Here is a 17,216-nt window from a genome sequence, read left to right on the forward strand (position 1 = left end):
GTTTGAAAGGACAACGCCAAATGACCGCACACGATATTGCCAAAGCCCCGATCATCACCGAGATGCAAGTCATCCCGGTGGCCGGCCACGACGGCATGCTGCTCAACCTGAGCGGCGCCCACGGGCCGTTTTTCACCCGCAACATCGTCATCCTCAAGGACAACGCCGGCCACACCGGCGTCGGTGAAGTGCCCGGCGGCGAACGCATCCGCCAGACGTTGGAGGACGCCCGCAGCCTGGTGGTCGGCAGCCCCATCGGTACTTATCAGAAGATCCTCAACCAGGTCCGCCAGACCTTCGCCGACCGCGATGCCGGTGGCCGTGGCCTGCAAACCTTCGACCTGCGCATCACCATTCACGCGGTCACCGGGCTCGAAGCCGCCCTGCTCGACCTGCTTGGCCAGCACCTCGACGTGCCGGTGGCCGCTTTGCTCGGCGAAGGCCAGCAGCGCGACGAAGTGAAGATGCTCGGTTATCTGTTCTACGTAGGCGATCGCCGGGAAACCGACCTCGCCTATCGCAGCGAACCGGATGCCGACAATGACTGGTTCCGCGTGCGTCACGAGAAAGCCATGACCGCCGACGCCGTGGTGCGTCTGGCCGAGGCTGCCCACGCGCGCTATGGCTTCAAGGACTTCAAGCTCAAGGGCGGCGTACTCAGCGGCGATGCCGAAATCGAAGCGGTGACCGCACTGGCCGAGCGCTTCCCCGATGCGCGAATTACCCTCGATCCGAACGGCGCATGGTCACTGAAAGAAGCGATCCGTTTGTGCCGCGACCAGCATCAGGTGCTGGCTTATGCCGAAGACCCGTGCGGTGCGGAAAATGGCTATTCGGGCCGTGAAGTGATGGCTGAATTCCGTCGCGCCACCGGGCTGAAAACCGCCACCAACATGATCGCCACCGACTGGCGCGAGATGGGCCACGCGATTCAGTTGCAATCGGTGGACATCCCGCTGGCCGACCCGCACTTCTGGACCATGCAGGGTTCGGTGCGCGTGGCGCAGATGTGCCATGAATGGGGCCTGACCTGGGGCTCGCACTCCAACAACCACTTCGACATATCCCTGGCGATGTTCACCCACGTCGCGGCCGCCGCGCCGGGCGACATCACCGCCATCGACACCCACTGGATCTGGCAGGACGGCCAGCGCCTGACCAAGGCGCCGCTACAGATCGTCGACGGCTGCGTGCAGGTGCCGAAGAAACCGGGGCTGGGCGTGGAACTGGATATGGACCAGGTGGCCAAGGCCCACGAACGCTATAAAGGCATGGGGCTCGGCGCGCGGGATGACAGCGTGGCGATGCAGTTTCTGATTCCGGGCTGGACGTTCGATAACAAGAAGCCGTGCCTGGTGCGCTAAGCCTGCGCAGCCTCCAGCAACCAGTGTCTGAACGCCACCATCGCCGACGTCTCAGGCCGTGACTGCAAGCGCGTCAGCCAATAGCTGCCGGTGGTGATTTCGATGGCAAAAGGTTGGCGGATCAGATCCGCCGCCAGTTGCCGGGCAAACATCAACGGCGGCGCCAACGCTACCCCGCCGCCCTGCAACGCCGCCTCCATCATCGCCAGCGACGAGTCGAACACGATGCTCTGGGGCGGCGCGGCATGGGTCGCCAGACCGGCCGCGTGAAACCATTCCGGCCACTCATCGGTGCGATAGGAACGCAGCAAACGCTGCTGCAAAAGATCCCCCGGCGCGTGCAGTTGCCGGGCGATTTCCGGCACGCAAAGCACCGACAGCGGCGCCTCCAGCAAACGGGTCGCCTCGATACCGTGCCACGCTCCGGCGCCAAACCGGATCGCGTAATCCAGCCCTTCGGCGGCCACGTCCACCCGATTGTTGTTGGTCGACAGCCGCAAATCTATGAGCGGATGTTTCGCCTGAAAGTCCGCCAGCCTCGGCAACAACCAGCCCACCGCGAAGGTGCCCACCGCGCCGACCGTGAGCATTTCCCGATATTGCCCGCCCGCCAGACGCTCGAGCATCTGCGCGATATGATCGAACGACGTGGTCAGCACCGGCAGCAGGGTTTCGCCCTCGCCGGTCAGCATCAGCCCACGGGGCAGGCGTTTGAACAGGATCACGCCGAGTTGCGCTTCCAGGCTTTTGACCTGATGGCTGACGGCCGCCTGGGTTACGCACAACTCCACGGCCGCACGGGTGAAGCTCAGGTGGCGCGCAGAAGCTTCAAAGGCGCGTAATGCATTCAAAGGCAATTGAGGTCGAATCATGCCAGGTCCCAAATTTTTCTAATGGCTCGTCCGAGTTTTCATCGTTTGTCGAAAGACGCCGGACTGCCTAGATTTGGCGGCGCCGATCAGCCGGCCCGACGGAAAACGCTCGCAGTGTAGCGGGATAACACCATCAACACTCATGGAGAGTGGTTCACGCATGTCTTCGATCAACCTGAACAAACTCAAGTCCTACAGCGCTTTCGGACTTTTCTTCAGCGCCGCCACCTGCCTGGCCGCCCCGCAAACCGACGATCAGTTGCAGGCGCTGGTCAAGGCCGCCGTGACCCCGGTCATGCAGCAACAGGACATCGCGGGTCTGGCCGTGGCCGTGACCGTCGATGGCAAGGCGCATTACTTTAACTACGGTGTCGCCGACAAAAGCACCGGGCAAGCGGTGAGTGAAGACACCCTGTTCGAAATCGGCTCGGTGAGCAAAACCTACACCGCAACCCTTGCCGCCTACGCCCAGGCCAGCGGCAAACTGGAATTCTCCGACAAGGCCAGCCAGCACTGGCCCGAATTGAAAGGCAGCGCCTTCGACCACATCAGCCTGCTGCAACTGGGCACCTACAGCGCGGGCGGCCTTCCGTTGCAATTCCCCGATGCCGCGGATTCTTCCGACAAGATGCTCGGCTATTACCAACAGTGGAAACCGACGTATCCGGCCGGCAGCCATCGCCTCTACTCCAACCCCAGCATCGGCCTGTTCGGTTACCTGGCCGCAAAAAGCCTCGGTCAGCCGTTCAATCAGGTGATGACCGAAACCCTGCTGCCGAAACTCGGGCTCAAGCACACCTTCCTGTCGGTCCCGGCGTCTGGACAAAAGCTCTACGCCCAGGGCTATGACAAGAACAACAAACCGGTTCGAGCCAGCCCCGGCGCCCTCGACTCCGAAGCCTACGGCGTGAAGACCAGCGCCGCCGACCTGCTGCAATACGTACAGGCGAACCTCGACACCGCCAGACTCGAAGTACCGCTGCAAAAAGCCATCGCCCTCACCCACACCGGCTACTACACCGTCGGCGACATGACCCAGGGCCTGGGCTGGGAACGCTACACCTACCCGATCAGCCTCGACCGCCTACTGGACGGAAACTCGACGCCAATGGCCATGGAACCGCACAAGGTCAAATGGCTGAATCCGCCACAGCCTGAGCCGGCGAACGTGCTGCTGAACAAGACCGGCTCCACAGCAGGCTACGGCGCGTATGTCGCGTTCGTGCCATCGAAGAAAGTCGGGATCGTGATTCTGGCGAACCGCAATTACCCGAATGGAGAACGGGTGAAGATTGCGCATAGGATTCTGGGTGAATTGACCCGGTAATCACGCCATAAAAAACGGGCGACCTGAGAAGGTCGCCCGTTTTTGTTTGGGGGTTTGAAAACTACGCCTGTAGCTTCCAGCCCAGTACATCCATCAGGTCGCAGCTGTCGCGCAGAGGGATTGCCAGCACCCGGGCGAAGTCCTGCAGCAGCAAGGCGTCGTGGCCGATGCCATCGCTCAATGAAAGCGTTTCCAACAACTGCGTCACGCTGCGCAAGCGGTAGGCGGCGGTGCCGTGGAGTACGTCTACCGGGGCTTCGCGGTCGATCAGGAGACAGGGAATCGGGCAATCGATGCCGGTGATGGGGATGTAGCGGGGTTTGGAATTAGCGATTTGTTCGCGGGAATCTGAATTCGTGGGAGTTTCTGGCCTGCTTGGATCTGCTTTTTTCATGTGTGAAGACCTCTGACGTTAAGGGAGAAAACTGCCGAACTCCCTTCCACGAGAGGGTGGCAGCTTTGCGCAGGTGTGGAAGTCCGGGGTCAGAGAAACCCGGTGCACTTGAAAGTGCTCCTGCGCATAGCTGCCATAAACGACGATGTTGGCATAAAAAATACCAACATGTGGTCACAGGCGCACATACGCTCCCTGTTATCCCCGGACTTCCACATCCGACCGCTGATTTTGCAGCGGCCTAATGAGATTATCGGCGTACGACTCAAGCCACCAGTTCATCAACGCCGCCGCGTTTTGAAGGAAATGTCTGGCGGAATTGAAGGGAGTTGCGCAGCTCATTCTGGTGGGAATATACGGCAACTATTTTCATGGGTGACCGGGTGAAGTGGAGTATCTACACTCCAGCGAATCAATCCGTCGCCGGGGGTGACATAATGCGCGCCTTTAAACCGACAGACCCTATAAGGGCGTTGTAATGGAAATCCACAGACTCATGCTAAAAAATGTCGGTCGTTTTTCAGACCTCGACATTCCCATTGCTCCTACAGCCGACCACTTCACAAATGTGACAGTCATCGTAGGAAACAACGGTGCCGGAAAGACTACTCTTTTGAAGTCATTGGCCACGTCGCTGAGTTGGCTAGTCGCAAGGATTCGCACCGAGAAGGGTCTAGGCAGCCCCATTGCGAATGAAGTCATACAGAACAGAGCCCCTGCCGCAGTCATCACAATTGCGATGACAGATATTTCTCATGACGCCCCCCCTGAGGATTTAGGTTTTGTCTGGAGCATCGCCCGTTCGACTCGGGGACGAAAGTCGGGTGTTCATAGCGACTTAGCGGAAGTGAGTTTGCTAGCGGACCATTACCGCTCACGAATGACCTCCGATGAAAAAGCATCTCTACCACTGATTGCCTACTACCCGGTTGAGCGTTCAGTTCTCGAAATTCCGTTAAAAATTCGTACCAGGCACACCTTCGATCAACTCGATGGCTACGACAATGCTCTGAATCGAGGTGTCGACTTCCGTCGTTTCTTCGAGTGGTTTCGCCAGCGCGAAGACAGTGAAAACGAATCAGGTGTGTCAGATAACGCGCTGGCCGAAATCTCAGAAAAATTCGGCCCAGACAGCGACGTTTGGAAAACCCTATCAAACCTGAAAGCTTCCTCCCGCGACCGCCAGCTTACAGCCGTCCGCTCCGCCATCGCCGCGTTCATGCCCGGCTTCACCAACCTGCGTGTGCAACGTAAACCTCGCCTGCACATGGCCATCGACAAGGACGGCGTCACCCTCAACGTCGCCCAACTCTCTCAAGGCGAGAAGTCGATGATGGCGCTCGTCGGTGACATAGCACGCCGCTTGGCAATGATGAACCAGTCCTTGGACAACCCACTCCACGGTGACGGCATTGTGCTGATCGACGAAGTGGATCTGCACCTGCACCCGAAATGGCAACGCAGTCTGATCCGCCAACTGAGCGAAACCTTCCCCAACTGCCAGTTCGTGCTGACCACCCATTCGCCATTGGTCATCAGTGACGCCAAGGATGTGCTGGTTTACGTGCTCAATGACGGCGAACTCCACGAACACAACGGCCTGTACGGTCTCGATGCCAATCAGGTGCTGCTGGAAGTCATGGATACGGACATCCGCAACAGCGACGTACAAAAGCGCCTGAACAGGCTGATGGAGCGTTTGCAGAATGGAGATCTGGAAGCGGCAAAAAAACTTTATGCCGAGCTAACAGACGAGCTTTCAGAAGGACATCTAGAACTGGCGAAGGCTGCGCTATTGCTGCGCAAGTTGGAGTTGCGCCGTGCGTAAGATCATCAAAGGAAATGAGCCGGAACAACTGACCAAGTGGATGCGAGCCAACAACAAACTGCGTTACGGGAGCTTACCGCCAGAAGAGCGACAATCGGTCAGAGCAGCCTGCATAAAAGAACAGTTCGGGCTTTGCGCCTATTGCTGTCAATCCATCTCGCCTAAAGCCGCTCATAACGAGCATGTTGAATCTCAGGACCGAGCCCCTGCTCGCACATTGGATTTCACCAACATCGTTGCCAGTTGCGAGAGTCGGACAAACTGCGGTCATCGTCGGAAAACGAAGCGTCTCGACCTCACACCGTTTATGGATGAGTGTGAAACCGAACTCAAGTTTTACCTTAACGGTCTGGTGGAAGGTACAACAGCCCGAGCTAAAGCATCCATAGAGGCGTTGAATCTCGGTCACAGTGAGGAAAGCAATCGCGGGCTGATCGGCAGACGAAGAGCTATGGTTGAAATCTTGATTTATGACGCGAGACTCAAACCGGATGAGCTAATGCAGATTGAGGACAAGGAACTATTGGAGATGCTTGCCGAGGAGTTGGAGTCGCCCGTTGCAGGAAACCTTCAAGCCTTCTCTCCCGTTTTGGTCAACGTAATTCGACAGCTCCTGCCCTAGCTGCCCTAGCTACTCCAGCTCTCCCAGGCAATAAAAATGGCAAACGGTTAAATCCGTTCGCCATTTTTTGTTCAGATCACCCGAACCACATCATCAATCATCCGGCATTTCCGGCGGCTTGGCCGGTTTGGTCGGCTTCGCCGGTTTTGTCCCTTTCGCGCCCTTGGCCGGCGCCGGTTCTGCAGCAGCCGGAGCGGTGACCACGGTAGAAGTAGTTTCTTTCTCGGCGGCAGGCAGCGCATCAATGGTGTCGAAAATCTTCTTCAAATCGACCGCCGCCGCTTCATCCCCCGAAGCCGTCAGTTTGGTCTCCCCATCCTTGCCCACCAGAAAGACTTTCGGATACGCCCCGGCGCCCAGCTTCAGCGAGCGCAGCAGCGCCATGGTTTGCTGCTGCTCGAGGCTTTTGCCGTCGACCTGACCGCTCATGCTCAGGATGGTGTAGACCTTGATCTTGCGGTCGGCGATGCCTTGTTTGTTGGCCGGGTCGTCCAGCGCTTTTTTCAGGCTGACCCAATAAGAATCGACCGTACTGGAAGCGATCACGATCACCGGGCGGTTGATGCCCTTGTCGACGTCCAGAGGGGAATCGCCGTCGGCGGCGAACAGGGGGCCGGCAATCGCCAGCAAGAGTGTCAGGGTCAGTGACCTGATGAGCATGCGCATCTCCTTTTGATATCCACGCTCTAATGATTGCGCATCGCGGCGATTGTTCCGGGGGCTGCCCGGCAAAAGTGTTTCGCCTTGCCCAAAGCTTAGGTCAGCACCGATTTTGCGCAACCGATTGGGCGCGATCCTCTCGCGCATTTGATTACCTTTTATGACCGCATTAGGGTGGCTGTTCAACCTGTGAAATGGAGTTCAACGCACATGCACATCGACTACCTCTGCCATCACCCGCAACTGATCGAGGAACTGGCCGAACTCAACTTCAAGGAATGGGGACAGTACAAACCCGAAGATACCCTCGCCAGCCGCACCGAACGCATGCGCGCCGCCTGCGGTAAAGGCGCGATCCCTAGCGTGGTGGTGGCGATCGAAGACGGAAAACTGCTCGGCGGTGCGTTGCTGATCGACAGCGACATGGACAGTCGCCCGCAACTGACGCCATGGCTGGCCGGGGTTTACGTGAAAGCCGAACAGCGTGGCCGCGGGATCGCCTCGCAACTGGTCAACCGCATCGTCGAGGAAGCCGCCGCACTGGGCGTGCCGCAGTTGTACCTGTACACCGATGCCGCGCAGTCGCTGTATGCGCGGCTGGGTTGGGAGGTGCTGGAGGAAACGGAGTACGACGGATTGCCGGTGACGGTGATGAAAATAGCGCTTGATCAGAACGCCAGCTTGTAACCGATCAACACCAGCATCGTCGCCAGGCATGGGCGCAGCAGTTCATCGGAGACGCGACCGGTCAGGTGGCTGCCGAGCCAGATGCCCGGCAGCGAGCCGATCAACAGAAAGCCCAGCACGCCCCAGTCCATGTTGCCCATGCTCGCGTGGCCGAGGCCGGCGACCAGGGTCAGCGGAACAGCGTGGGCGATTTCGGTGCCGACCAGGCGGCGGGTCGGCAGCAGCGGGTAGAGGATGAACAGCGCGACGGTGCCGAGGGCGCCAGCGCCGATGGACGTCAGGGCGACCATGGTGCCGAGGATCAGACCGGTGATCACGGTCATGACATTCAGGCGCGCGCCGCTCGGGTTGTAGTTGCCGCCGGCGCGTTTGTGGGCGAATTCCAGCAGGCGCTTCTTGAACAGAATCGCCAGCGCCGTGGCGAACAGCACGAAGCCCAGCGCTTGCTTGATGATGGCGTTCATCGCATCCGGCGCGGTGTGCAGGGTGCTGAGGAACCACAGGGTCATCGCCACCGCCGGGACACTGCCCAGGGTCAGCCAGCCAGTGATGGCCCAGTCGATGTTCTTGTTCTTCCTGTGGACCAGCACGCCGCTGGATTTGGTGATGGCCGCGTACAGCAGATCCGTGCCCACCGCCGTGGCCGGATTGATGCCGAACCACAGCAGGATCGGCGTCATCAACGAACCGCCGCCGACACCGGTCATGCCGACGATGAACCCCACGACCAGCCCGGCAATCACCAGGCCGAAATTTGCCAATTCCATTAAGACGTCCAGACAAACCACAGGAAAAATCCGGCCCGCAGGATAACCAGTTTTCTTATAACGCCCTATATCGATAGGATCTATCGTTATGCCATTTCTTCAGCATCAGTGCTGTCGTCGGCCCGGTTTGAAACTGTGAGTGCTGTTCAGCCAGACCGTCGCCAGCGCGATCAGCGACAGGATCAGCAACGCCCACGGAAACGACATTGCCCCTGCTCGATCCAGTAGCAAACCGCCAAATAGGCCGCCGCCGGCAATCGCCACGTTCCAGGAAGTGGTGAGCATCGCCTGCACCACATCCACATGTTCTCCGGCGGAGTCTGCTGCGGCGGTGAGCAGCAACGTCGCCGAGCCGCCGAACGACAGGCCCCACACCGCCATGCACGCATAAATCAGCCAGGGCGACGGCGCGACCAGTGCCAGCACCAGTGCGGTCACGGCAAACACTGCGAGGCTGATCAGCGCCAGCCCACGCAACCAGCGATCCACCAGCAGACCGATGATCCAGATCCCCAGCAGCGAGCACAGACCGAAGACCAGCAGTACCAGATCAACCCGCTCGCCAAGACCGGCCTGCATCAGAAACGGCGCGATGTAGGTGTAGAGAATGTTGTGCCCAAGCATCCAGGTCAGCACCACGAACAGCACCGGGCGCACCCCGGGCAAGCGCAGCGACTGCATCAACGGCAAACGTTCGGCGCGAGCCTGGCCGGGGCGATCCGGCACGGCAATGACGATCCACGCCGCCAACACCAACGCCAGTGCCGACATGATCCCGAACGAGGCGCGCCAGCCGATCACATTGCCCAGCCAGGTGCCGGCCGGCGTGCCCAGCGACAACGCCACCGGGGTGCCGAGCATGGCAATCGCCAGCGCCCGACCCTGCTGATGCACCGGCACGATCCCGCGCGCGTAACCGGCCATGATCCCCCACGAAAGTCCCGCCGCCATCCCCGCGAGGAAGCGCGACGCCAGGGTTAGTCCGTAATGGCTGGAGAACGTGGTGATAGTGTTGAACAGCAGAAACCCGCCGACCGTCATCAGCAGCACCCGCTTGCGCCCCCAGCCGCGGGTAGCGACCGTCAGCGGAATCGCCGCGACAATCGAGCCCAGCGCATACAGCGTCACCAGTTGCCCGGCCAGCACTTCGCTGACGTTGAGGCCGGCGCCGATCTGCGGCAACAAGCCCGCCGGCAGGGTTTCAGTGAGGATGGCGATGAAGCCGGTCATGGCAAACGCCAGCAACGCGGCGTAAGGCAGTTTGTCGGTGCGGGTGGCATGTTCCAGGCGGGTGAATTCGGCGCTTGCGGGGTCGGTCATGACAGGTGCAGCTCCCTTTGAGTCAAATCGGACGACAGATTGTATACAAACACAGTCGTCCGCCACTCTACCCGACTTGCCTCACTGCACTGGCAAAAAATTCAAAAACAGCAGGCTCTGGGCGTAATTCAGCCCGATGCGCCGGTAGCGCTCGTCGAGCATCTGGGTCAACAGATCCAGACGCGCCACGACTTTGCCGAACTCCGTGGCGAAACTCAGGTTGCTGCCCTCCTCGGAAATTTCGTTGGAAAACAGCAGCGGCTGGCCTTCCTTGTTCTGCCGTTGGGCGAGGATCCACGTGGCTTTCTCGATGTTGCGCGCGGCGTTGTTGACGAAGGTCGGGTTGATCGCATCGGTCATGTAGAACTCGGTGCGGTTGCCGTGGGCGGTGACCAGCATGCTGCCGATCGCATAGATAAATGCGCCGACCCGGTCGCCGAGGAACTCCGGGCTCATGGCATAGCTCAGCGCTGCGAGGTCTTTTTTGCCACCGAGGGTCGGCAGCGGCTGTTGCTGTTCGATGGCCAGCCGCACTTGTTTGACCGCGGTCTTGACGTCGAGGAACCCGGATTTGCGCAGCTCTTCAGGGTTGCGCAAATACAGCTTACCCATCAGCAGATAGAGGCTGTCGAGGTTGTCGCGCATTGCCAGCGTGGCCATACGATCGACGCTGGTCTGGAGAAATTCCTGAGGCCTGCCCTCGCGCATCTGGGTGATGAAATTGTTGCCGTCCTGATGGCTGCAACCGCCGAGCAACAGCGTCGACAAAAAGGCCGGCAGCAGGCACGGGCGATGAATGAATGCAGCGATGGGGTGCAAAACTCTCAGCATGAATTCTTGGACGGACACGTTCCTGTGCGGCGGAAGTCACCGCACCCTGGCCATGGATAGAGCCGGGGATTTCGCAAAAGTGCAGTGCCGGCATGGATTCCCGACCTTCGGCGCTAACTGCTTAAGCAATTAAGTCCGACTTTATTTTTGCATTAATCGTTTCATCCGCTATAAATCTTCACTCAACCATTAATTAGCATGACTATTAAGAGATTTTCAAAACAACAACAAAAAGGAAGGTCAACCCATGCTTCAATCCCGACACTCACTCTGCGGCCTCGGACTGTCCCTGATGATCGCCACCCTCTCCGCCCAGGCCGCCGGCCTGACCAGCGAACACAAAGCCTTCGGCAAAACCAATGACGGCACACCCGTCGAACAATACATCCTGCGCAACAGCCACGGCATGCAGGCCACGGTCATCACCTACGGCGCGACCTTGCAGGCGCTGCAAGTGCCGGACAAACACGGCAAGCTCGACGACATCGTCCTCGGTTTCGACGATGTGCAGGGTTACCAGAAAGGCACCGCATACTTCGGCGCGACCATCGGCCGCTTCGGCAATCGCCTGGCCGATGGTGCATTCGAACTCGACGGCAAGCGCTATCAAGTGCCGCAGAACGACAAGACCAACGCCTTGCATGGCGGCACTCAGGGCTTCGACAAAAAGGTCTGGAAGGCGAAGGAAACCAAGGACAAGGATTCGGTCGGCGTGACCCTGACCTACCTGTCGGCGGATGGTGAAATGGGTTTCCCCGGCAACCTCACCACCGAGGTGACCTACCGCCTCACCGACAGCAACGAGCTGCGCATCGACTACAAGGCCAGCACCGACAAACCCACGGTGCTCAACCTGACCAACCACAGCTACTTCAACCTCGCCGGTGCCGGTAATGGCGACATCCTCAAGCAAGTCGCCACCCTGCACGCCAGTCACTACACCCCGGTCACCTCCAAACTGATCCCGACCGGCGATCTGGCCCCTGTGGCCGGTACGCCGATGGACTTCACCAAACCGACCGCCATCGGCCAGCACATCAAGGCCGACCATCCGCAATTGAAATTCGCCGAAGAAAAACACGGCGGCTTCGATTTCAACTGGGCGCTGGACACCAAAGGTGATGCGAGCAAACTCGCCGCCGAAGTCAGCGACCCGCAATCCGGTCGCCACTTGCAACTGTTCACCAACGAGCCGGGCGTGCAGTTCTACACCAGCAACTTCCTCGACGGCACGGTCAAGGGCAAGGGTGGCAAGGTCTATCCGCACTGGGGCGCGTTCACCCTGGAAACCCAGCACTACCCGAACTCGCCGAACCAGCCGACCTTCCCGAGCACCCGGCTGGATCCGGGACAGACCTACACCCAGAGCGTGGTGTTGAAGTTCTCCGCCAAGTAAGCACCTGACCTCCTTTCTGGAACCGGACGGAACCCGTGGGCTATCCTGCTGCCCACCCAAGGTATCGACTGTTTCAGAAAGGAGGTTTGAATGCGTACCCTCGAATTGGCTGGCGTGCAGGTTCCGGTGATCGGCCAGGGCACCTGGCGCATGGGCGAAGACCGCTCGGCGCACAACCGTGAAGTCGCCGCCCTGCGCAGCGGCATCGAACTGGGCATGACCCTGATCGACACCGCCGAAATGTACGCCGAGGGCGGTGCCGAAAGCGTGGTCGGCGAAGCCATTGCCGGCCTGCGCGATCAAGTGTTCCTGGTGAGCAAGGTCTACCCGCACAACGCCAGCCGCAAAGGCATTCCCCAGGCCTGCGAGCGCAGCCTGCGCCGGCTCGACACCGATTACATCGACCTCTATCTGCTGCATTGGCGCGGCCAGTATCCGCTGGAAGAAACCGTCGAAGCCTTCGAGCGTCTGCGCGAGGACGGCAAGATCGGCCGCTGGGGCGTGTCGAACTTCGACGTCGATGATCTCGAAGAACTGTCTTCATCGGCCTGCGCGACCAATCAGGTGCTGTACAACCTGGAGGAACGGGGCATCGAATTCGACCTGCTGCCGTGGTGCCAGCAACAGCGCATGCCATTGATGGCGTACTGCCCGATCGGCCAGGGCGGCGCGATGCTTGCCGAGCCGGTGCTGAAACAGATTGCCGCTCGTCACGGCGTGACCCCGGCACAGGTTTCGCTGGCGTGGATTCTGCGTCAGGATGGGGTGATTGCGATTCCCAAGGCCGTGCGCCCGGAACACGTGCAGCTCAATGCACAAGCCGCGCAGCTGCAACTTGATGCCGGGGATCTGGCGGCGCTGGACCAGGCGTTTCAAGCGCCACAACGCAAGCAGCGGCTGGCCATGGTCTGAGCCACCGCCGACTGACAGAGGGCTTCGCCATGAGAAGCACTGATCAGGACGATCCATTCAACCTGCAACGCTTCGTGCTCGCCCAGGATCCGGTGTTCGAACGGGTCCAGCGCGAGCTCGGCGAGGGCCACAAGCGTAGCCACTGGATGTGGTTTGTGTTCCCGCAGTTCGCCGGGCTCGGGGGCAGCGAGATGTCGCGGCGCTTCGCAATCAGCTCGGCCGGTGAGGCCAAGGCCTATCTGACCCATGAGTTGCTCGGCGCCCGGCTGCGCACCTGCGCGCAGCTTGTACTGAATGTGCAGCAACGTTCGATTGCCGAGATTTTCGGCCATCCGGACGACCTGAAATTCCACTCATCGATGACCCTGTTCGCCCAGTTCGCTGACGACGAAAGCCTCTGGCATCAGGCGCTGGAGCGTTACTTCCACGGCATTCAGGACGAATGGACCCTGCAACTGCTGGACTCAAAACAGGCCCAACTGCCCCCCGATCAGGGTTGAGAAATCGTCGTCGACAAACGGCAGGATCGCATCCGCCACCGGTTGCAGCTGGCGGGTGATGTAGTGGTCGTAGTCGATGGCCGCGCGGCGCACTTCCAGCGGCTCGGGGCCGGCCAGGGTGATGACGTAGCTGATCCAGCCGCCATTCTGATACTGGCGCGGGCGACCGTGTTGCGCGTTGTAATCGTCTGCCAGCCGTGCGGCGCGCACGTGGGGCGGCACGTTGCGTTCGTAGTCGTCGAGGGTGCGGCGCAGGCGCTTGCGGTAGACCAGGCGCTCGTCGAACTCGCCGGCCAACGTCTTGCGCACGTACTCGCGCACGTAATCCTGATACGGCTTGCGCTGGAAGATCCTCTCGTACAGTTCCTGCTGGAATTGCCGGGCCAGCAGCGACCAGTCGGTGCGTACAGTTTCCAGGCCTTTGTAGACCATTTCTTCGCTGCCGTCGGCGCGGGTCACCAGGCCGGCGTAGCGCTTTTTGCTGCCCTCTTCCGCGCCGCGAATGGTTGGCATCAGGAAGCGTTTGTAGTGGGTTTCGAACTGCAATTCGAGGGCGCTTTCCAGCCCGTATTGCTCACGCACATGTTCGCGCCACCAGTCGTTGACGTGCGCAACCAGCGCCCGGCCGATGGTCGCTGCCTCTTCCTGACCATGCGGACGACGCAGCCAGACGAACGTCGAATCGGTGTCGCCATAGATCACCGCATGCCCCTGAGCCTCGATCAACTGCCGGGTGCGCAACATGATTTCGTGGCCGCGCAGGGTGATCGATGAGGCCAGCCGCGTATCGAAAAACCGGCAACCGCTGGAACCGAGCACGCCGTAGAAGGCGTTCATGATGATCTTCAGCGCCTGGGACAGCGGCGCGTTGTGTTCGCGCTTGGCGGTTTCGCGCCCCTCGGCGACCCGGGCGACGATGGACGGCAGGCAATGCCGGGTGCGAGAGAAACGAGCGCCGCGAAAACCCGGGACCGAATCGCTGTCGTCGGGATGCTGCAAGCCTTCGATCAACCCCACCGGGTCGATCAGGAAGGTGCGGATGATCGACGGATAAAGGCTCTTGTAGTCGAGCACCAGCACCGATTCGTACAGCCCCGGTTGCGAGTCCATGACAAACCCGCCGGGGCTGGCCTGCGGTGGATTGGTGCCAAGGTTCGGCGCCACAAAACCCTGACGGTGCATCAACGGCATGTACAAATGAGTGAACGCCGCCACCGAGCCGCCGCTGCGATCCGCCGGCAGGCCGGTGACGCTGGCGCGCTCCAGCAAAAACTTCAGCAGCTCGGTCTTGGCGAAGATCCGTGTGACCAGTTCGCAGTCCTTGAGGTTGTATTTGGCCAGCGCCGGTTTGTCCTCGGCGAACATCCGGTTGATCTCGTCCATGCGCTGGTACGGGTTGTCGATCGACTTGCCCTCGCCGAGCAAGGTCTGGGCAACGTTTTCCAGGCTGAACGACGGGAAGCTCCAGGTCGCCGAACGCAGGGATTCGATGCCATCGATGATCAGCCTTCCTGCCGCTGCCGCGAAGTAATGAGTGCGGCTGCCGTGTTCGCGCCACTGCATTTCCTCGCCGCCGCGCCCGAGTTTGAGCGGCACGCCGAGGCGCCGGGCGTGTTCGTGAAGAATGCGCAGGTCGAACTGCACGAGGTTCCAGCCGATGATCGCGTCGGGGTCGTGGCGGGCGAACCACTCGTTGAGTTTCTTGAGGATCAGGGTCCGCGATTCGCAGTACTCGAGGTCGAAGTCGACAATGCTGTGATCGCCGTTCGGCGCGCCGAGCATGTACACCTGCCGTTCGCAACAGCCTTCCAGCGCGATGGAATACAGCTCGCCCTGCTCGGTGGTTTCGATGTCCAGCGAGACCAGCCGCAGTTGCGGACGATAGTCGGGCGCAGGCTTGAGGTGGGCGTCGATCAGCATACCCTCGGCATCGGGCGTGCCGCTGAACCACACCGGCGCGGTGATGAAACGCTCCATCAAATAGCGCTCGGGCGGTCGCACATCGGCTTCGAAGACATCGACACTGTGGCGGTTGAGCGCGGTTTCCAGGCGCATCAACTGACCGTGCTGCTGGCAATACAGACCGAGCACCGGGCGATGCTCGAAATCCTGCAAGGCCAGGGGGCGCAGTTCGACGTTCTTTTCGTCCGCCAACACGCGCTCGGCCTGCTCGCGCTGCGCCGCCGGGATGAACGCCACCGACGGCTGATGCGGCAGGCGCACACGGCGCGGCCCGGCGTCGGTCGCCAGCCAGAACTCGACTTCGGTGCCGGCTGGGGTGTCGCGCCAATGCCGGGTCAGGACGAAGCCCTGCTGTAAATCCACCACTGCGACCTCAAGAATTGATTCAGACGGGCATTCTACGCGGCATTGCCGAAACCGGTGACAAAGGCCTCGCCATGAAAAACCCCGTCAAATGACGTTTTTTGCGTGTTATCTGCCGTTTTGCGGCCTTGCTCTGTGCGCCTGCGTCTACGATGCTTGGAGAACAACGACAACACCTGAGTAACCACCATGAAAACCGTCGCCCAGCTGCTCAAGCTCAAAGATCAGAAAAATCAGGAAGTGCACCAGATCAAACCCGATCACATGGTGCTCGAAGCGCTGATGAAAATGGCCGAGAAGAACGTCGGCGCCTTGCTCGTGGTGGAAGACGACAAAGTGGTGGGCATCATCAGCGAGCGCGATTACGCGCGCAAACTGGTGCTGCATGGGCGCTCTTCGGTGGGCACGCCGGTGCGCGACATCATGGTGGCGAACGTGATCACGGTGGACACCCACCAGACCGTCGACACCTGCCTTGGCATCATGTCCGACAAACGCCTGCGTCACTTGCCCGTGGTGGAGGACGGCAAACTGATCGGCCTGCTGTCGATCGGCGACCTGGTCAAGGAAGCGATTGCCGAACAGGCCGAGCTGATCAAACAGCTGGAGCAGTACATTCGCGGGGAGTAATCAGCCGGGCCAATGCCGCGCAAAGACCGGCGCCAGCACCGGGTGTCGGTCGATGCGTTGCAGCCACGCATGGAAACCGGGTCGGGCCTGACGCAGGTGTTCGCGGGCACCGGCCCAGCGCGTGACCACCGCTGCCAGCACATCCAGCGCCCCCGGTGTTTCATCGTCCAGGTACAGCTCCGCGGAGAACTGGTCGGCAAACACCTCCCAGGTCCAGTGCAGTCGTTCCCGCGCACCCGCCATCAGATTCTGCCGCGAGGCCTCGTCCGGCATCACCAGCCAGCGCTCGGGGTAATCGATGACGCCGATGGCCGCGTAGCAATTGCTGACGATGTACACCAGCCCGCGAATCGCCTGATCCCGGTCAGCGCCCTTGGCAGGCAACAGACCGGATTGCGCAAAGCTCAGCCCCAGATGAATCAGGATCGCCGCACTTTCGGTGATTGCACTGCCGTCCGGCAGTTGCAGGGTCGGGATCTGTTTGAGCGGATTGAGCCGCGCCAGCTCCTGCGCCGCCTCCGCGCTGGCCTCGATATCGATGAAGCGGTAAGCCACCTGGCACAGCTCGAGCGCCGCCTCGATGGCCGCCGCCCCTGAATTGCGATGTCCGTAGAGCTGATACATATCCCCTCCTCCACTGCGAAAGGCATCCTGCCTGGCCCTATTTATAGCTGTTGTATCGAATTTGGCACGGATTGCGCATTCATCGGCAGCTTGCGAATCCCTGATCTCGCAAAACAGCGCTGGCGGTGCCCATCCCGCACCAAGAGCAATCAGCGAA

General features: G+C 60.4%; 17 protein-coding genes. 9 read left to right on the plus strand and 8 right to left on the minus strand.

Features of this window, described 5'->3' with window-relative positions:
* The first annotated feature begins 20 nt into the window (after nucleotides 1–20).
* Nucleotides 21–1,364 carry a glucarate dehydratase gene (gudD, locus tag M5G18_RS06600; protein ID WP_273898835.1) on the plus strand — a complete coding sequence of 448 codons (1,344 nt, stop codon included), beginning with the start codon at nucleotides 21–23 and terminating at the stop codon, nucleotides 1,362–1,364.
* On the opposite strand, the gene M5G18_RS06605 is transcribed toward gudD, so the two are convergent.
* The gene (locus tag M5G18_RS06605; protein WP_273898834.1) at nucleotides 1,361–2,236 is read right to left on the minus strand and encodes a LysR family transcriptional regulator; all 876 of its coding nucleotides are present in this window, start codon (nucleotides 2,234–2,236) and stop codon (nucleotides 1,361–1,363) included. The genes gudD and M5G18_RS06605 overlap by 4 nt on opposite strands.
* 160 nt (nucleotides 2,237–2,396) lie before the next feature.
* On the opposite strand from M5G18_RS06605, the gene ampC reads away from it, so the two are divergent.
* A complete protein-coding gene (gene ampC / locus M5G18_RS06610; protein WP_273898833.1) occupies nucleotides 2,397–3,563 on the plus strand; it encodes a class C beta-lactamase in 1,167 nt (388 codons plus the stop codon).
* Nucleotides 3,564–3,624: 61 nt separating this feature from the next.
* On the opposite strand, the gene M5G18_RS06615 is transcribed toward ampC, so the two are convergent.
* Entirely contained in the window at nucleotides 3,625–3,957 is a 333-nt protein-coding gene (locus M5G18_RS06615) for a hypothetical protein (RefSeq protein ID WP_273898832.1), read from the minus strand.
* Nucleotides 3,958–4,435: 478 nt separating this feature from the next.
* Between M5G18_RS06615 and M5G18_RS06620 the strand changes: the two genes are divergently transcribed.
* Nucleotides 4,436–5,785, plus strand: a complete 1,350-nt coding sequence (locus M5G18_RS06620; protein ID WP_273898831.1) for an AAA family ATPase — start codon at nucleotides 4,436–4,438, stop codon at nucleotides 5,783–5,785.
* The gene (locus M5G18_RS06625; protein WP_273898830.1) at nucleotides 5,778–6,407 is read left to right on the plus strand and encodes an HNH endonuclease family protein; all 630 of its coding nucleotides are present in this window, start codon (nucleotides 5,778–5,780) and stop codon (nucleotides 6,405–6,407) included. Before M5G18_RS06620 ends, M5G18_RS06625 begins: the two co-directional genes overlap by 8 nt.
* 93 nt (nucleotides 6,408–6,500) lie before the next feature.
* Here the strand turns inward: M5G18_RS06625 and M5G18_RS06630 are convergent, their stop codons facing one another.
* Nucleotides 6,501–7,067 (minus strand): DUF4174 domain-containing protein, encoded by a 567-nt coding sequence (locus M5G18_RS06630; protein WP_007951594.1) that lies wholly within the window; start codon nucleotides 7,065–7,067, stop codon nucleotides 6,501–6,503.
* Between the two features lie 210 nt (nucleotides 7,068–7,277).
* Here M5G18_RS06630 and M5G18_RS06635 point away from each other — a divergent pair, with 210 nt between their 5' ends.
* Nucleotides 7,278–7,754 carry a GNAT family N-acetyltransferase gene (locus tag M5G18_RS06635; RefSeq protein ID WP_273898829.1) on the plus strand — a complete coding sequence of 159 codons (477 nt, stop codon included), beginning with the start codon at nucleotides 7,278–7,280 and terminating at the stop codon, nucleotides 7,752–7,754.
* Here M5G18_RS06635 and M5G18_RS06640 read toward each other — a convergent pair.
* The 3 genes from M5G18_RS06640 to M5G18_RS06650 all read right to left on the minus strand — a co-directional run bounded on the left by M5G18_RS06640 (nucleotide 7,736) and on the right by M5G18_RS06650 (nucleotide 10,672).
* Nucleotides 7,736–8,521: a sulfite exporter TauE/SafE family protein gene (locus tag M5G18_RS06640; RefSeq protein ID WP_007951595.1), complete on the minus strand. Its 786-nt coding sequence runs from the start codon at nucleotides 8,519–8,521 to the stop codon at nucleotides 7,736–7,738. The genes M5G18_RS06635 and M5G18_RS06640 overlap by 19 nt on opposite strands.
* A 105-nt stretch (nucleotides 8,522–8,626) precedes the next feature.
* A complete protein-coding gene (locus M5G18_RS06645) occupies nucleotides 8,627–9,841 on the minus strand; it encodes an MFS transporter (protein ID WP_273898828.1) in 1,215 nt (404 codons plus the stop codon).
* An 81-nt stretch (nucleotides 9,842–9,922) separates the two neighbouring features.
* Nucleotides 9,923–10,672: a hypothetical protein gene (locus M5G18_RS06650; protein WP_273898827.1), complete on the minus strand. Its 750-nt coding sequence runs from the start codon at nucleotides 10,670–10,672 to the stop codon at nucleotides 9,923–9,925.
* Nucleotides 10,673–10,919: 247 nt separating this feature from the next.
* On the opposite strand from M5G18_RS06650, the gene M5G18_RS06655 reads away from it, so the two are divergent.
* From M5G18_RS06655 to M5G18_RS06665, 3 genes are all read left to right on the plus strand, one after another.
* The gene (locus M5G18_RS06655; RefSeq protein ID WP_273898826.1) at nucleotides 10,920–12,068 is read left to right on the plus strand and encodes an aldose epimerase family protein; all 1,149 of its coding nucleotides are present in this window, start codon (nucleotides 10,920–10,922) and stop codon (nucleotides 12,066–12,068) included.
* A gap of 90 nt (nucleotides 12,069–12,158) precedes the next feature.
* Complete coding sequence (locus M5G18_RS06660) at nucleotides 12,159–12,980, plus strand: aldo/keto reductase (RefSeq protein ID WP_273898825.1); 822 nt, start codon at nucleotides 12,159–12,161, stop codon at nucleotides 12,978–12,980.
* 29 nt (nucleotides 12,981–13,009) lie between these two features.
* The gene (locus M5G18_RS06665) at nucleotides 13,010–13,480 is read left to right on the plus strand and encodes a DUF1810 domain-containing protein (RefSeq protein WP_273898824.1); all 471 of its coding nucleotides are present in this window, start codon (nucleotides 13,010–13,012) and stop codon (nucleotides 13,478–13,480) included.
* Here the strand turns inward: M5G18_RS06665 and M5G18_RS06670 are convergent.
* Nucleotides 13,445–15,805 (minus strand): DNA polymerase II, encoded by a 2,361-nt coding sequence (locus M5G18_RS06670; protein WP_273898823.1) that lies wholly within the window; start codon nucleotides 15,803–15,805, stop codon nucleotides 13,445–13,447. The two genes, M5G18_RS06665 and M5G18_RS06670, sit on opposite strands and share 36 nt — an antisense overlap.
* A gap of 189 nt (nucleotides 15,806–15,994) precedes the next feature.
* Here M5G18_RS06670 and M5G18_RS06675 point away from each other — a divergent pair, with 189 nt between their 5' ends.
* Nucleotides 15,995–16,435, plus strand: a complete 441-nt coding sequence (locus tag M5G18_RS06675) for a CBS domain-containing protein (protein ID WP_007959054.1) — start codon at nucleotides 15,995–15,997, stop codon at nucleotides 16,433–16,435.
* Here the strand turns inward: M5G18_RS06675 and M5G18_RS06680 are convergent, their stop codons facing one another.
* Nucleotides 16,436–17,059 (minus strand): glutathione S-transferase N-terminal domain-containing protein, encoded by a 624-nt coding sequence (locus tag M5G18_RS06680; protein ID WP_007959055.1) that lies wholly within the window; start codon nucleotides 17,057–17,059, stop codon nucleotides 16,436–16,438.
* Between the last annotated feature and the right edge of the window lie 157 nt (nucleotides 17,060–17,216).

The organism is Pseudomonas aphyarum, assembly GCF_028657055.1.
GTDB lineage: Bacteria > Pseudomonadota > Gammaproteobacteria > Pseudomonadales > Pseudomonadaceae > Aquipseudomonas > Aquipseudomonas aphyarum.

Coding starts and splice junctions, on each gene's coding strand:
- M5G18_RS06615 (WP_273898832.1), bottom strand. CDS start 3,957: ATGAAAAAAGCAGATCCAAGCAGGCCAGAAACTCCCACGAATTCAGAT.
- ampC (WP_273898833.1), top strand. CDS start 2,397: ATGTCTTCGATCAACCTGAACAAACTCAAGTCCTACAGCGCTTTCGGA.
- M5G18_RS06630 (WP_007951594.1), bottom strand. CDS start 7,067: ATGCTCATCAGGTCACTGACCCTGACACTCTTGCTGGCGATTGCCGGC.
- gudD (WP_273898835.1), top strand. CDS start 21: ATGACCGCACACGATATTGCCAAAGCCCCGATCATCACCGAGATGCAA.
- M5G18_RS06665 (WP_273898824.1), top strand. CDS start 13,010: ATGAGAAGCACTGATCAGGACGATCCATTCAACCTGCAACGCTTCGTG.
- M5G18_RS06605 (WP_273898834.1), bottom strand. CDS start 2,236: ATGATTCGACCTCAATTGCCTTTGAATGCATTACGCGCCTTTGAAGCT.
- M5G18_RS06640 (WP_007951595.1), bottom strand. CDS start 8,521: ATGGAATTGGCAAATTTCGGCCTGGTGATTGCCGGGCTGGTCGTGGGG.
- M5G18_RS06620 (WP_273898831.1), top strand. CDS start 4,436: ATGGAAATCCACAGACTCATGCTAAAAAATGTCGGTCGTTTTTCAGAC.
- M5G18_RS06675 (WP_007959054.1), top strand. CDS start 15,995: ATGAAAACCGTCGCCCAGCTGCTCAAGCTCAAAGATCAGAAAAATCAG.
- M5G18_RS06645 (WP_273898828.1), bottom strand. CDS start 9,841: ATGACCGACCCCGCAAGCGCCGAATTCACCCGCCTGGAACATGCCACC.
- M5G18_RS06660 (WP_273898825.1), top strand. CDS start 12,159: ATGCGTACCCTCGAATTGGCTGGCGTGCAGGTTCCGGTGATCGGCCAG.
- M5G18_RS06655 (WP_273898826.1), top strand. CDS start 10,920: ATGCTTCAATCCCGACACTCACTCTGCGGCCTCGGACTGTCCCTGATG.
- M5G18_RS06650 (WP_273898827.1), bottom strand. CDS start 10,672: ATGCTGAGAGTTTTGCACCCCATCGCTGCATTCATTCATCGCCCGTGC.
- M5G18_RS06680 (WP_007959055.1), bottom strand. CDS start 17,059: ATGTATCAGCTCTACGGACATCGCAATTCAGGGGCGGCGGCCATCGAG.
- M5G18_RS06635 (WP_273898829.1), top strand. CDS start 7,278: ATGCACATCGACTACCTCTGCCATCACCCGCAACTGATCGAGGAACTG.